General features: G+C 38.9%; 12 protein-coding genes. 4 read left to right on the forward strand and 8 right to left on the reverse strand.

The window, feature by feature from the left end:
• Positions 1-90 precede the first annotated feature (90 nt).
• A complete protein-coding gene (locus QHG57_RS04570) occupies positions 91-1,590 on the forward strand; it encodes an ATP-binding protein (RefSeq protein ID WP_330169561.1) in 1,500 nt (499 codons plus the stop codon).
• Here QHG57_RS04570 and QHG57_RS04575 read toward each other — a convergent pair.
• The 4 genes from QHG57_RS04575 to lgt all read right to left on the reverse strand — a co-directional run bounded on the left by QHG57_RS04575 (position 1,587) and on the right by lgt (position 5,795).
• Positions 1,587-2,519: a ribose-phosphate pyrophosphokinase gene (locus tag QHG57_RS04575; RefSeq protein ID WP_330167310.1), complete on the reverse strand. Its 933-nt coding sequence runs from the start codon at positions 2,517-2,519 to the stop codon at positions 1,587-1,589. The genes QHG57_RS04570 and QHG57_RS04575 overlap by 4 nt on opposite strands.
• A 469-nt stretch (positions 2,520-2,988) precedes the next feature.
• Positions 2,989-3,780, reverse strand: coding sequence for a peptidoglycan editing factor PgeF (gene pgeF, locus QHG57_RS04580; RefSeq protein ID WP_330167311.1), 792 nt, complete (start codon positions 3,778-3,780; stop codon positions 2,989-2,991).
• Positions 3,781-3,862: 82 nt separating this feature from the next.
• Positions 3,863-4,942 carry a class I SAM-dependent methyltransferase gene (locus tag QHG57_RS04585; protein WP_330169562.1) on the reverse strand — a complete coding sequence of 360 codons (1,080 nt, stop codon included), beginning with the start codon at positions 4,940-4,942 and terminating at the stop codon, positions 3,863-3,865.
• Positions 4,917-5,795, reverse strand: coding sequence for a prolipoprotein diacylglyceryl transferase (gene lgt, locus QHG57_RS04590; RefSeq protein ID WP_330169563.1), 879 nt, complete (start codon positions 5,793-5,795; stop codon positions 4,917-4,919). The genes QHG57_RS04585 and lgt overlap by 26 nt, the downstream gene beginning before the upstream one ends.
• A 306-nt stretch (positions 5,796-6,101) precedes the next feature.
• Here lgt and QHG57_RS04595 point away from each other — a divergent pair, with 306 nt between their 5' ends.
• Together QHG57_RS04595 and QHG57_RS04600 are read left to right on the forward strand one after the other, a co-directional pair.
• Positions 6,102-6,347, forward strand: coding sequence for an accessory factor UbiK family protein (locus QHG57_RS04595; RefSeq protein ID WP_330167314.1), 246 nt, complete (start codon positions 6,102-6,104; stop codon positions 6,345-6,347).
• 405 nt (positions 6,348-6,752) lie between these two features.
• Positions 6,753-7,253, forward strand: a complete 501-nt coding sequence (locus tag QHG57_RS04600; RefSeq protein ID WP_330167315.1) for a type III secretion system chaperone family protein — start codon at positions 6,753-6,755, stop codon at positions 7,251-7,253.
• A gap of 45 nt (positions 7,254-7,298) precedes the next feature.
• Here QHG57_RS04600 and QHG57_RS04605 read toward each other — a convergent pair whose 3' ends face one another.
• Both QHG57_RS04605 and QHG57_RS04610 read right to left on the reverse strand, forming a co-directional pair.
• On the reverse strand, positions 7,299-8,639 hold the full coding sequence (locus tag QHG57_RS04605; protein ID WP_330167316.1) for an ATP-binding protein: 1,341 nt from the start codon (positions 8,637-8,639) through the stop codon (positions 7,299-7,301).
• Between the two features lie 8 nt (positions 8,640-8,647).
• The gene (locus tag QHG57_RS04610) at positions 8,648-9,352 is read right to left on the reverse strand and encodes a response regulator (RefSeq protein ID WP_330167317.1); all 705 of its coding nucleotides are present in this window, start codon (positions 9,350-9,352) and stop codon (positions 8,648-8,650) included.
• 142 nt (positions 9,353-9,494) lie between these two features.
• Here QHG57_RS04610 and QHG57_RS04615 point away from each other — a divergent pair, with 142 nt between their 5' ends.
• Positions 9,495-10,145, forward strand: coding sequence for an MBL fold metallo-hydrolase (locus tag QHG57_RS04615; protein WP_330167318.1), 651 nt, complete (start codon positions 9,495-9,497; stop codon positions 10,143-10,145).
• Positions 10,146-10,215: 70 nt separating this feature from the next.
• Here QHG57_RS04615 and QHG57_RS04620 read toward each other — a convergent pair whose 3' ends face one another.
• On the reverse strand, positions 10,216-10,848 hold the full coding sequence (locus QHG57_RS04620; protein WP_330167319.1) for a BA14K family protein: 633 nt from the start codon (positions 10,846-10,848) through the stop codon (positions 10,216-10,218).
• A gap of 808 nt (positions 10,849-11,656) precedes the next feature.
• Complete coding sequence (uvrB, locus tag QHG57_RS04625) at positions 11,657-13,927, reverse strand: excinuclease ABC subunit UvrB (protein WP_330167320.1); 2,271 nt, start codon at positions 13,925-13,927, stop codon at positions 11,657-11,659.
• Positions 13,928-13,992 lie beyond the last annotated feature (65 nt).

The raw sequence follows: 13,992 nt of genomic DNA on the forward strand, positions 1-13,992 counted from the left end.
AGGAGGAAATGTTACAGATTACGGTGTGGATGGAGAATCAACCAATATGTGCTGGCACTGATATGTTCAAAATCAAACACTGGAGATGTTATGAAGGTTGAGATTACCTTGGGTGAGATGTCAGAGAGTCGTGCTTTGCATAAATCGATGCCAGCACTTCTTGATCTGGAAGAATTATTGGCGACACGTCTTCTTGTACAAGGTAATTCTGGATCAGGGAAATCACATCTTTTACGCCGTCTTTTGGAGCAAAGTGCTAAGTGGGTGCAGCATTGTGTAATTGATCCAGAAGGCGATTTTGTAACTTTGGCAGATAAATTTGGTCATGTTATTGTAGAGGCTCAACGTAGTGAATTAGAATTGACTCGTATTGCCCATCGCATTCGACAACATCGGGTTTCAGTGGTATTTAATCTTGAAGGCTTGGATACTGAACAACAGATGCGTGCTGTAGGGGCTTTCCTTGGGGCACTGTTTGATGTAGAACGTGATTATTGGTATCCTATGCTTGTCGTTGTCGATGAAGCGCAATTGTTTGCTCCAACTGCGGCAGGAGAAGTTTCTGATGAAGCACGTAAGACTTCTCTTAGTGCGATGACCAATCTTATGTGTCGAGGGCGTAAACGTGGTCTTGCTGGTGTTATTGCGACACAACGTTTGGCTAAGCTTGCCAAAAATGTTGCTGCTGAAGCTTCAAACTTTTTAATAGGACGGACTTTTTTAGATATTGATATGGTGCGCGCTTCTGATCTTTTGGGAATGGAGCGTCGCCAAGCGGAAATGTTTAGAGATCTTGAGCGGGGAAATTTTATAGCTTTAGGCCCCGCTTTATCACGACGTCCCTTACCAATCATTATCGGTTCTGTTGAAACTTTGGCACGCTCTTCTAGTCCTAAATTGATGCCACTTCCAACAGAGCGAGATGATGTGCAAGAGCTTGTTTTTACTGCTTCACCAGAGGAAATTTTAACGCCATTTAAACAAACACGAGAGCCGATGAGGGAGAAATCAATGCACGAGATGTTAGAGGAGGTAGTGCATAAAAAACAAGAGTTTTTGGAAGAAAACCTAAGTTTATTTCCTGAACTTTCTGATGTTGAGCGTGACGGCCAAGCAGAACATATTATTCGGGAAATTCTTGAGGATTCTGAGGCTTTTTATCGTTCGACAGCGGTGCTTTATCAAGATTTTTCAGTTCGTTGCCGTATCCATGGTATGCCAAAGGTTCCTTTTAATCTTTCACAATTTCGGCGTAAATTGGCTATTGCTCAGGCTTTTGTTGATGAACAAACGGCTGTCAGTGAACATTGGAAACATATTTTGCAGATATCAGAAAGTTTGGAAGAAGATGTTCAAGGAGTCTTCTTGAATGTCGCACAGGCCGCATTAAGGGGAAAGCCATGTCCATCTGATGCATTTTTAGCACGTCTTTATGGGACTCATTCTTTAAGTCGTGCGCGCCGACTTTTAACCTACTTTGAAGAGCGTGGTCTTATTGTTATTCATACGCATTTTAGTGGTCAACGTATTGTTGCATTTCCTGATCTTGGTGTTGAAACAGCACCAGGAGATCCCAAGGAACCACTTTAACCAAATAAGCTGGAAACCGATTGTTCTGCTGCTGTCCTTGCTATTGCTTCTCCAATAAGGTCGGCAATGGGCAAAACACGAATATTATGGGCTTTCTCAATAACTTGTGTTGGCATAATTGAATCTGTAATAACCAATTCTTTCATCTCTGAATTGGTAATTCGTTCTATTGCATTACCAGAAAGAACACCGTGCGTGATATAAGCCGTGACACTATTGGCATCATGTTTAAGCAGAGCACTTGCTGCATTGCATAAAGTTCCACCTGAATCAACAATATCATCAAGCAAAAGGCAATCTTTTCCCGATACATCTCCAATGATATTCATAACCTCTGATTCACCAGGACGTTCACGACGTTTATCAACAATAGCAAGCAAACTGTTCAAACGTTTGGCGAGCGAGCGTGCGCGTACAACACCACCAACATCAGGTGAAACAACGATAACATTTTCAAGAGAATAATGCACTTTGACATCGCGAGAAATGACAGGAACAGCATAGAGATTATCTGTAGGGATATCAAAAAAACCTTGAATTTGTCCTGCATGAAGGTCCAATGTTAAAACACGATGAGCCCCTGCTTCAGTAATCAGGTTGGCAACAAGTTTTGCGGAAATGGGAGTACGTGGTCCAGGTTTACGGTCTTGGCGGGCGTAACCAAAATAGGGGATAACAGCTGTGATGCGACGTGCTGAAGAACGGCGAAGCGCATCAACCATGATGAGCAATTCCATCAAATGATCATTGGCTGGATAGGATGTAGATTGCAAAACAAAAACATCTTGTCCACGTACATTTTCATGTAGTTCTACGAAAATTTCTTGATCAGCAAAGCGCTTTACAGTTGCCTTGCCTAAGGGGATGTTCAAATAATTTGCAACATCTTCAGCTAGGCGTGGATTAGAATTTCCGCAGAAAAGTTTCATGATAAATCCTCTGAGTAATCACGATGAAGTGTGACATGGTTTTTAACTTCTTGTTACCAGATTGCAAGGAAACAATCACGAGAGCATTACAATTTTATTCATTATTGTTAAAGAGCTATGCGGTATGTTTCCTCTTTTTCCAAAAGTTTGTTACTTTGTAGAGCAAAGTTTTTTCTCCATGCGGCAAAGAAATACATATTGATTAAGCTTTTTGGTTATTAATTTATAAAAAAATTCTTTCAATATAAGGAATCTCTCATATTTAAGATGAATAAAGGGGAGTAATCAAAAGGAGTATCATCTTTTCTTCAATCATTATAACCAAACATTGAAAATGATTCATAGCGAAAGCTATCATATTTTATAGGCTGGTAGATGATTTTGTAAAAAAAGCAAAGTATAATGGGGTTTATTGTTACATTTGGATAAAAAGTTTAGTTTTGGTATTGTTCTCAAGCATAAAAGGGTCTCATTTTTTGTTTTTCAGCATAATAGCAGAAATTTGCCGTCCGTAATCGGGTTCGTTGCGGTGTATTGCACGACGATAGGAGAAAAAACGCTGTTCATCTTTGTAGGTGCAAAGCTCTACACAAGAAGCATTAACGCCTGACTCGTTGAGTTGATGCATAATGAACGCCCATAGATTAAAATAAAAATGATTTATTTTTTCTGTTTTTAAAAAATATTTTTGGTACTTGCTGTGGCAATCAATAAATTGGTTGTAAAATTCACTTGTTACTTCGTAGTTATGTGGGCCAATACAAGGTCCAAGGACTGCCGTTATTGATTGTCTTTTGGCTCCTTGTTTTTCCATAACAGCAATTGTTTTTTCGATAATTCTATTTAAGCTTCCGCGCCAGCCAGCATGAGTTGCAGCGATGACCCCAGCTTGAGGATCAGCAAACAGAATGGGCCCGCAATCTGCTGTAAGAACCCCAATTATAAGATCCTTTGTAGTCGTAACGAGAGCATCGGCTTTAGGAGGGGAGGCGATAAAAGCTTTATCGACGACAATGACTTCACAAGAGTGTATTTGATTGACAGTGACTAAATTTTGCGCCTTAACATCAAAATAATGAGCGACCAAAGTGCGGTTTTGTGCAATATGTTCAGGATGATCATTTGAGCTTTGTCCAACATTAAGGCTTTGGTAAAGGCTTTTTGAAACACCACCTTGACGAGTAAAAAAACCATGTTTTATCCCTTGGTGGTGTAAAGCAGAAAGATTTTTTGCAAGGATAGGAACAGGGACAGGATTCATACAAATTCCTTATATGGGTAGTTATTTTCAAAGTAAAAATGGTGTATGAGATGCATGTGTCAATAAGTATTATTGCCGGTCATTAAAACCTAGGAGGTAGAGGTATATTTTTATCACAAACATACAAGACTTTAAATAATTTTCCCATTTGATCTGAACTGACTAATCGTTCGATATCTTGGCGGATTTTGTCTTGTAGTGTAGTACTTTTGCCCACTCCAAACTGTTTTGCGCGTTCCAGCAGCCCCATTTTTAAAAGAAATTCTCCTTGCTCGACGATTTCAGCAAAACAACCTTGTTCAAGGGCTATTTTTTTTAAAAAGAAAAAACCAACATGTGATGTTAAATCATGTTCACCAGGAGCATCGAAAACATCACGAAATCTATGTTTTGACAGCGCTTGCAGTGTATCACCAAATGCAAGATCAGCAGCACCATAGTCGATAAGTAAAGCAGAACCTGTCACGTGCACTAAATGGTGGCTGATTTGTTGCATGAATTGATGCCGTGAGGGCGCATGTTCAAAAATTGTTCCATCAGGGACATTAGAACCGTAGGATTGTAAGCAAGAAGAAGGAAATTTATGCGGGGTAGCAATAAAGATGAAATCTCCATCTTGATTGACTGTAATGCAGCGCTCTTTCCATTCTCCATTGACTTTAATGTATTGGTTCATAGGGAGTGTATCGAGAAATTCATTGGCTATTAAGAAGAGTGGTTTTGAGGGGATTTGATCAAAACTTTCAATGCTATGGATTTGTTTTTGATAGGAGGAAAGGCATTTTTTTTGTTCCTCTGCGAGCTTTTTGCTTATTTCAAGGAGATAAACTTCAGCAGATTCAAATGCTGTCGTGGATAATTTTTGAATGGTACGCAAAATATCATCCATCAAAGTTCCACGTCCTGGGCCTATCTCAGCGAGGATAAAAGGATGAGGACAACCTTGAGCTTTCCAGCTCGCAAGAGTCCAAATGCCAATCATCTCTCCAAATAGTTGGCTTATTTCAGGTGCTGTAATAAAATCACCAGAACGTCCAAAAGGTTTTTGGGTTTGATAATAACCAAATTGAGGATCGGTAAGTGCTAACGCCATATATTGGCTAACAGAGATTGGTCCATTAAGGGCAATAATTTCTTTAATTTTTTCTTTTAGATTGGTCATTTTCTGTCGATTTATATTTAAAGGCGTGGAGAAGAAGATAAAACCCTAAAAGAAGCATGGGAAGAGATAAAGCCATGCCATAGGTAAAACCAGTAGAATGGAAAAGAGTCGAAAACCATTCTGGATCTTCTTGAGGCGCACGGTAAACTTCAGAAATGCTGCGTGCTATTGCGTAGCCTATAATAAATGTTCCTGATACAGTACCGGGACGTTTTAATGCGTTGAACCCAAAAATAAGAAGACACAGGATGATGAAGAGAAGAAATCCTTCCATGAATGCTTCGTAAAGCTGGCTTGGATGGCGCGGTAGATAGTAAGGATCGAGAGGAAAACAAACAGCCCAAGGACGTGTAGTAACATTGCCCCATAACTCTTGGTTGATGAAGTTGCAGATTCGTACAATGCCGATACCAATAGGAGCACCTGCAGCGACGATATCAAACATGGCTCGTACGTTAATATGATTTTTACGGGCAAACCAGATCATAGCAATGATAATACCAATAAGTCCGCCATGAAAGGACATTCCCCCATCCCATACGGCAATGATAGCATTTGGATGGTTAAAATAGTAAATGGGATCCCATACAAGAACTTGTCCTAAACGCCCTCCGACAACAACACTTATGGCAGACCAGACAACAAAATCTCCGATCTTTTCTTTATCCATAGGAGGGTGGTCTCTATACCATAGAGGTGTTTTTTTTAATAATTTTTGCGCATACCACCAAGAAAAAAGAATACCCACCACGTAACCAAGTCCATACCAATGAAGTGCTATGGGACCTAGCTGGATAATGACAGGATCAAGAAAAGACGGAAAAGCAATGGCTGGACAAGACAGATTGTTCATGAATTAAGCATCTTACATTATACGAGATGAATATGAAGTGACTCTGGTGGTCAGAAATGACAGATGAATACGCAATGGTCAAGTCAGTAGGGAGGCTAGTCAGAAAGGGGGATAGATTTCCACTGGTTTATCGCGGTAAAAAAATGTGGTGATAAAAGGAATATTAAAAAATCTTAAACAAAATCGTCATGAAAAATCGGCACAATATGTAAAATATAGGGTAAAAGGAACAAATTACAGTATCTAAATGTTATGAGAACACGCTATAATGCGTGCGTCAATAATTAAAATTTAAGGAAAAATGTTATGCGTAACGGATCAAATCGTATTCTTGATGAACTAGCAAAATTAGCAACAGATGCTGCTGACGTCGCGCAAGGTATACGACGTGAAGCTGGAACAGCTTTTCGTGTGCAGGCTGAAAAGATAGCAAACAAACTTGATCTTGTTTCTCGCGAAGAGTTTGAGACTTTTAAGGAGATGGTGCTGAAAATCCATGATGATAATGCTGATTTGAAAAGGCGCCTTGATGATTTAAAAAAAGACGATTAAAAAAGAACGCAGACACAAAAAAGTACAATAGCTTCTTAAAAAAAGAATCTTAAAAAAATATCCCCAATTTTTCAATATGATGCGTGAAACTAAAAAATGCTTAATCTTGAGTCTGTTAGAGCGGAGGATTTGTTTATTTTTGATTTTTTTTGGGGGTAAAATACATTTTTTTGAATCAGGGGGGCTGGCACTATGAAATTGTATCAATACACTGAAAAGACTTGATGATTCTTTTTATGACTATCAGGTTGCCCTAAACAGCGCGATTGTGTTCTGGGTGTTTGTGTACTGTCGGTGTTTTATGTGTATTTGTTTGGTGTAAAGGTTCTGATTGTAGCAAAATGTTGTTACAGTTTAGGCGGTTTATATTCTGTTGACAATGTTTTAAGATGATTGAGGATTGTGATGAGGCTTGCATTTTGCGCCACAGAAAGAAAAGAGCACCCGGTTGACTTTATTGAACAGATTGCCTGTGAATATGATTGGTCGTTTGAGCGGGATGCGCAAGATGAAATTAGCGTTTGTGTGGAAGGAAAACGCGCAAATTATCGTCTTGCTTTTTCATGGATGGAAGAGCATGAAGCACTTCATTTGGCTTGTTCGTTTGATCTCTTTATTAAAAACGCTCGAACAGCTGAAATACAGCGCTTATTGCTAGCAATTAATGAAAAGTTGTTGTTGGGACATTTTGATTATTGGCAAAGGAATAATTCGGTTATTTATCGGCAAGGTCTTCTTTTGGCTGGTGGGATACATCCATCTCATATACAGGTTGAAACATTATTGATACATGCACTTAAAGCCTGTGAAAGCCATTATGTTGCATTTCAGATGGTTGCTTTGTCGGGAGAAAGTGCTTATAAGGCACTGCAGTACACTTTGTTTGAAACTGTAGGGAATGCTTAAAATATACGGTCTGTTATTTTTACAGACGGTTTGCTGAAATGTTGCTTATAGGGGGATATCAAGAATAGCGCGTAATCCCCCGAGTGGGCTCTCATCTAATTGTATATTGCCACCATGGCTGCGTGCTATGTCTTGAGCAATAGAAAGACCAAGTCCTGTTCCACTTGCATCTTGATTTCGCGCTTTATCAAGTCGAAAGAATGGCTTAAAAACTTCTGTGCGCATATTTTCATGAATTCCAGGTCCATTATCATCGATTAGCAATATAAAAGATTCTTGTTGAGAGTTAGCTGTTAGTTTAACAGTTGTGCCATAACAAAATGCATTTGATACAAGATTGCTGACTAAGCGTGTGAAAGCACGGGGACGTACTTGTATTTCTGTAGGACCTTCAATGGTGTAAGAAAATTGACGTTTGTGAAGATGAGCATCGGCAGAGAATTTTTGCATAAGAGCATTTAAATCAAAAGTCTTGACACTTTCACTTCCTTCACCACGGGCAAAAGCAAGGTAGTCTTCTAATATATTTTGCATGTCACTTACATCTTGCTCAAGCGGTTTAATATCAAAGTCAGTATTGGCTAACGCTAGCTGAAGTTTAAAGCGTGTAAGAATGGTTCTTAAATCATGGCTTACTCCTGAGAGCATCATGGTGCGTTGTTCAATTTGGCGTTCAATACGTTCACGCATGCGCAAAAAAGCGATGCCTGCACGACGGACTTCATCAGCTCCTTGTGGTTGAAATCCTTTTGGTAAAGGACGACCACGTCCAAAGCTTTCTGCTGCTTCAGCTAATTGTTGAATCGGTTTGATTTGATTGCGCAAAAAGTAAATTGCTATCAGCAATAAAACAAGAGCTGTTCCTACCATCCAGCTTAAAAAAATAGCAGTATTGGAAGCATAAGCTTGGCTGCGTGGAGCAAAGACGCGTAAGATGTTGTGACCAAGGTGGATACGGATTTCAACAAGATCAGAATCTCCTACGGTATCGATCCAGAAGGGACGGTTAATTTGGCGGGTGATTTCTTCACTTAAAAAATAGTCAAGAATTGCAAAAAATGGCTTAGGTCCTGGAGGGGGTAAAGAGGTAGGAGATAAAATAGAAATGTTTAATCCCATACGTTGTTGTGCAATACGCTTGATATCTTCATAGTTATCTTGTTGTGGATATGTTTCAAGAATATCAATGATGGCTGCAATATCATGCACGACAGCCGTTGAAAGACGCTCGGTTACCATTTGCCAATGGCGTTCCATAAAGACATAAGCAATGACCGTTTGCAAAAGCACCATAGGAGCGATAATAATGATCAAAGAGCGAGCATAAAGCCGTTTAGGCATTTTTTTCGTTAACCATCGAAGAAAAAATCTTAAAGGTTTGATCATTCTTGTGCCTATTCAATAGAGAGTTTATACCCTATTCCTCGCACGGTTTGGAGCCATATAGGCAGTGCTGGGTTTTTTTCGATTTTACGACGAAGGCGGTTGATCTGTACATCAATGGCACGTTCACTTATATTGCTGTCATCGGTCGCGAATTTATGGCGCGGAATTGTATCGCCTGCATTTTCGGCAAACATGACCATCATTTCTTGTTCTTTATCTGTTAATTTAATAATTTCTCCTCCTTTTTTGAGTTCGCGTCGTGAAATTGAAAATATATAAGGACCAAAAACGATTTGCTCAATTTTGGGTTGGCTAAGGGGAAAACCACGTCGTAAAATGGCGTTGATGCGAAGGAGAAGTTCACGAGGGTCAAACGGTTTAGCCAGGTAATCATCTGCCCCTGCTTCTAATCCACGGATACGATTATCTATTTCTGATAAAGCTGTTAGCATGAAGATAGGAACATCTTTTGTTTGGCGGAGTGAATGAGTGAGATCAATACCGTTTTCACCAGGCATCATGACATCAACAATAAGAAGATCAAAATCTAAACTTGCCAACAGTCGTCTTGCTTCATTAGCATTGGCTGAAACTGAAACACGAAATCCATTTTTAATGAGAAACTGAAATAAAAGATTGCGAATACGTGTATCGTCATCAATCACAAGAAGGTGAGGTGCGTCATCACACAAAACTTGAACGTGATTGGTCATTCTTAAAAACCTTGATAAAAATTTAGTTTACACCAAATGCAAGTTTACATAAGTTGTATAAAGCTGTCGAGCAGCACCTTTACCTTAAAGGAGAGAAAGTTTTATTCATAAATTTAAAAAAGTTACTTTTGAAAAGGATATTATGGGTAGTCTTAATATACATATTATTCCAGTCACGACATTCCAACAAAATTGCACTTTGCTTTTTGATAGTGAATGTAAAACGGGGGTTCTCGTTGATCCTGGTGGTGATTGGCCGCGGATTCAAGACGTAATCGAAAAGAATAGTGTTATCGTTGAAGCTATTTGGATAACACATGGTCATTTTGATCATGTGGGAGCTGCAATGCAAGCGAAAGAAGCGCTTAATGTAAAAATTATCGGTTCCCATCGCGATGATAAGCCTGTGATGGATGCCGTGAGCGAAAGCGCAAAAAGTTACGGCATTACTGATGCTTGCATCTGTATTCCTGACCAATGGTTAGAAGATGGTGAGTGCGTTCATTTTGCTGGACATATGTTTAAGGTTTTTCACACCCCAGGACATTCCCCTGGTCATGTTATTTATTTCAATGAAAAAGAACGCTTAGCCCTCTTGGGTGATGTTCTCTTTCGGGGTTCTATTGGACGTACGGACTTCCCCTTCTGTTCCCATGAAAAATTGATGCAATCCCTTCGAGAAAAAGTTTTACCCTTAGGCGACAGCGTTCATTTTATTTGCGGGCATGGCCCCAAAAGTAGCATAGGCTATGAGCGCCAAAATAATCCTTTTCTTCAAGATTTTAATATATGAGCAAACAAAAAAACGCTTTGAAGCGTTTTTTTGTGCCATTTAAGACTTTTTTAGTAAGACTGAACAGAAGTTAATTTATTGGGGCATAACAAATGTGTTCCAAACCATTACGATCTCGGAAAGTCCCTGTTTTAGGGTTGAAGGAGCGGTATTTTTTCTTGCAATAGTTAAGCCAATCAGATTCTAATGATTGCTGGAGTGGCTCATATCCCACCGTTTGATGCACTTGATAAACCACTTGTGGCTGTTCTGGTTTTTTTAAAATTGTACCAAGAATTGTACCTGTTGCAAGACCAAGAATACCCATTGCTAAAGCATCTCCTGAGTTGTTTATATGAATATTACTGCGTTTTGTTGTTTTGCGCTCGACATAGTTATATGTGTTGTGTTCAACATGATGATGGTGGTATTTCGTCCTTCTATGGTTGACATGGTGATGAGGATGGGGCTTATCAAAAGAAGGGTGATGTTTACTATGAGAAGAATAGGAGCTAAAATTGCGAGATGAGAAATCTGCTCTCCTATTCATATTCCTCATTGTATCATCTATTCGTTTATTTATATCACTCATCGTATTATCTATTTTTCTCGTAACATAATTACTATGATCCCATGCCATATCTGCAAGCGTTGCATCTACTGGCATCAAAACGGTTACAGTTGACATTGCTGATAATACCGCGAACTTGATCACTTTTTTCATAATGATACTCCTTATTTAATTCGTATGTTCCGCATCCTACATGTGTCAAACTGAATAGAGCCTGAACAATTTTAGACTTTATTTGGATAAAACAACTAAAAAGTCATTTAGTTAAGCCTACCGTAGGTACAATAAAATAAAATCATGACAGAATTTTTATTTTTATTATTTTACTTTGCTTAATTTTAATTAATAAGTTTGTATTGAGATTCCCCTATTTTTTACTATGGGATATAAACTTTTTATTTAGGGATACTTTTTGTATCACTTGATACAATATGAATTGAACAACAGGTGTATGAATAAAAGTTATCATTTTTTATTACAGGCTTATGGTGCTATGATAAAGTCTTGTTTTGCTTTATTTGTGTTATAGAACAGTGTCCTGTTTGAATATTCTCTTATGAGGCTAAATAATATTTGAGTTCGATATCAGAGTATAACTGTATAAAGATAATATATTTTAGGAATTCTTTTGATATATATATAAGATATTCTCTTTAAATCTGTCTGCATTTTTTAGAGTTTAGAAGTTTTTTACATTTTTAGGGATTTTTTATAACGCGGTTTAATAAGAAAAATTGCTTAAAAAGTCAATAAATTTTAGGCATTTTTTGTAAAATGTTTTCTCTTATGGTATTTTAGACAAATTGGAGCACCCTTGGTGTTTGAGGTTGTCTATTTTGCGGATAATGCTGTTTGCTTTTGAGCTTTAGTCTTTTTTAGAAGAGCTGAAGTTTATTTTAGGCGGTTTGAAATTTTTTACTCCTTTGTTGATTGCGTTTTTTTTCATTTTATTGTTGCTTGATTAGGGTTTTTTACGAGACTTTCTTTTTCGATTTTCTAAAATACCAGTGACCATGGTTGGCCCCATGTGTGCAAGGTCTGGTTTGGAGAAAAGACTTGGTTGTAACACGGGCTCATGGGTAGATTTTTCGCTATGATGTATTAAGGGGCTCTCAGCGATTTCTAGTTCTATCTTTTGTAATTGTTTGATTTCATCGCGAAATCGCGCTGCTTCTTCAAAGTTGAGATCAGCAGCTGCTTCATGCATTAATTTTTCAAGGTGTTTAATATGAGATGCTAAATTGTTGCCAACCATATTTTTTTTCTCGATGACATTAGGGATATTTGTGCGAATAAGGTTGTTTTCATAGCCTGAATTAAGAATATCTCCGATATTTTTTTTGATACTTTTCGGTGTGATATGGTGTTCTTCATTATAGGCTATTTGTTTTTGTCGACGTCTTTGTGTCTCCTGTAAGGCTCGTTCTATGGAGCCTGTGATTGTATCTGCATAGAGGATAACGCGGCCATCTACGTTACGTGCAGCACGTCCGATTGTTTGTATGAGGGAAGTTTCAGAGCGCAAAAAGCCCTCCTTATCGGCATCTAGAATAGCAACAAAACCACATTCCGGAATATCTAAGCCTTCTCGGAGCAAGTTGATACCGATGAGGACATCAAAGGTGCCAAGCCGCAGATCGCGTAGAATTTCAATGCGTTCTAATGTATCAATGTCAGAATGCATATAGCGTACGCGAATATCTTGTTCGTGGAGATATTCAGTTAAGTCCTCGGCCATACGCTTTGTGAGAACTGTCACCAATGTACGGTAACCTTTTTGAATTGTTTTACGAATTTCATTCACAACATCATCGACTTGATTGCTGGCTGGACGAACCTCTGTTGGCGGGTCAATGAGCCCTGTTGGACGAATAATTTGTTCTGCAAAAGTGCCGTGAGATTGTTCTATTTCCCAGCGTCCTGGTGTTGCAGAGACGGCAATAGTTTGTGGGCGCATGGCATCCCATTCTTCAAAGCGTAAAGGGCGATTGTCCATACAGGAAGGTAGGCGAAACCCATATTCTGCTAGGGTTGCTTTTCTTCGAAAGTCACCTCGGTACATGCCTCCAATTTGGGGAATGGTTACATGGCTTTCATCGATAAAAACAAGAGCATTGTTTGGAATATATTCGAACAAGGTTGGTGGTGGTTCACCAGGTTTTCGTCCTGTTAAATAGCGTGAATAATTTTCGATTCCAGAGCATGAGCCGGTGGTTTCCAACATTTCCAAATCAAAAATTGTACGTTGTTCTAAACGTTGTGCTTCTAAAAGACGTCCAGCTGCGTTCAACTCATCGAGGCGTTGAACGAGTTCCATTTTGATCGATTTCATCGCTTGGTTAAGTGTTGGGCGTGGTGTTACGTAGTGTGAGTTGGCATAAATTTTAATGGATTGAAGGTCGCCTGTTTTTTGTCCGGTGAGAGGATCAAATTCCGTAATTCTTTCCACTTCATCGCCAAAGAGAGAAATACGCCAAGCACGATCTTCGAGGTGGGCAGGGAAAATTTCAATTGTATCCCCTCGAACACGAAAGGAACCACGAATGAAATTAATATCTTGTCGATGATAGTGTTGGGCAACTAAATCGGCCAGTAATTGCCGTTGATTGAGTTTATCACCTTTTTCTATTTTGAAGGTCATAGCAGTATAAGTTTCTACTGAACCAATCCCGTAGATACAGGATACAGATGCGACAATAATAACGTCGTCACGTTCAAGGACAGCACGTGTTGCAGCATGGCGCATACGGTCGATTTGTTCATTAATTGAGGATTCTTTTTCAATATAGGTATCAGAGCGCGCAACGTAGGCTTCTGGCTGATAATAGTCATAATAGGAAACAAAATATTCGACGGCATTGTGGGGAAAAAAACTTTTAAACTCTCCGTAAAGCTGTGCTGCTAGAGTTTTATTGGGAGCTAAAATCAGAGCTGGACGCTGTGTTTCTTCAATGATTTTGGCCATTGTATAGGTTTTTCCTGAGCCAGTAACACCCAAAAGCACCTGCGTACGCTCATCTTTTTGAATTCCCTCAACCAGAGTTTTAATGGCTTGAGGTTGATCTCCTGCTGATTTAAAGGATGTTTCGAGTTGAAATGGAATACCACCTTCAGATTTTTCAGGACGAATAGGGCGATGAGGTGTCCATAATGCACCATTCTTAAAAAGAGGATTACCTGAAGCAATGAGAGCAGAAAGAGCTTCTACTGTTGCTGTAACACCATTTTTCATTGTTGTATCCTTTGATAGAAAAGTGCTGGTGATTTTAAAGAAAATACTAATTTTTACAATTTCAT

Source organism: Bartonella grahamii subsp. shimonis, assembly GCF_036327415.1.
In the GTDB taxonomy this organism is placed as follows: Bacteria; Pseudomonadota; Alphaproteobacteria; order Rhizobiales; family Rhizobiaceae; genus Bartonella; species Bartonella shimonis.

Coding starts and splice junctions, on each gene's coding strand:
- uvrB (WP_330167320.1), bottom strand. CDS start 13,927: ATGAAAAATGGTGTTACAGCAACAGTAGAAGCTCTTTCTGCTCTCATT.
- QHG57_RS04585 (WP_330169562.1), bottom strand. CDS start 4,942: ATGACCAATCTAAAAGAAAAAATTAAAGAAATTATTGCCCTTAATGGA.
- QHG57_RS04595 (WP_330167314.1), top strand. CDS start 6,102: ATGCGTAACGGATCAAATCGTATTCTTGATGAACTAGCAAAATTAGCA.
- pgeF (WP_330167311.1), bottom strand. CDS start 3,780: ATGAATCCTGTCCCTGTTCCTATCCTTGCAAAAAATCTTTCTGCTTTA.
- QHG57_RS04615 (WP_330167318.1), top strand. CDS start 9,495: ATGGGTAGTCTTAATATACATATTATTCCAGTCACGACATTCCAACAA.
- QHG57_RS04570 (WP_330169561.1), top strand. CDS start 91: ATGAAGGTTGAGATTACCTTGGGTGAGATGTCAGAGAGTCGTGCTTTG.
- QHG57_RS04600 (WP_330167315.1), top strand. CDS start 6,753: ATGAGGCTTGCATTTTGCGCCACAGAAAGAAAAGAGCACCCGGTTGAC.
- lgt (WP_330169563.1), bottom strand. CDS start 5,795: ATGAACAATCTGTCTTGTCCAGCCATTGCTTTTCCGTCTTTTCTTGAT.
- QHG57_RS04620 (WP_330167319.1), bottom strand. CDS start 10,848: ATGAAAAAAGTGATCAAGTTCGCGGTATTATCAGCAATGTCAACTGTA.
- QHG57_RS04605 (WP_330167316.1), bottom strand. CDS start 8,639: ATGATCAAACCTTTAAGATTTTTTCTTCGATGGTTAACGAAAAAAATG.
- QHG57_RS04610 (WP_330167317.1), bottom strand. CDS start 9,352: ATGACCAATCACGTTCAAGTTTTGTGTGATGACGCACCTCACCTTCTT.
- QHG57_RS04575 (WP_330167310.1), bottom strand. CDS start 2,519: ATGAAACTTTTCTGCGGAAATTCTAATCCACGCCTAGCTGAAGATGTT.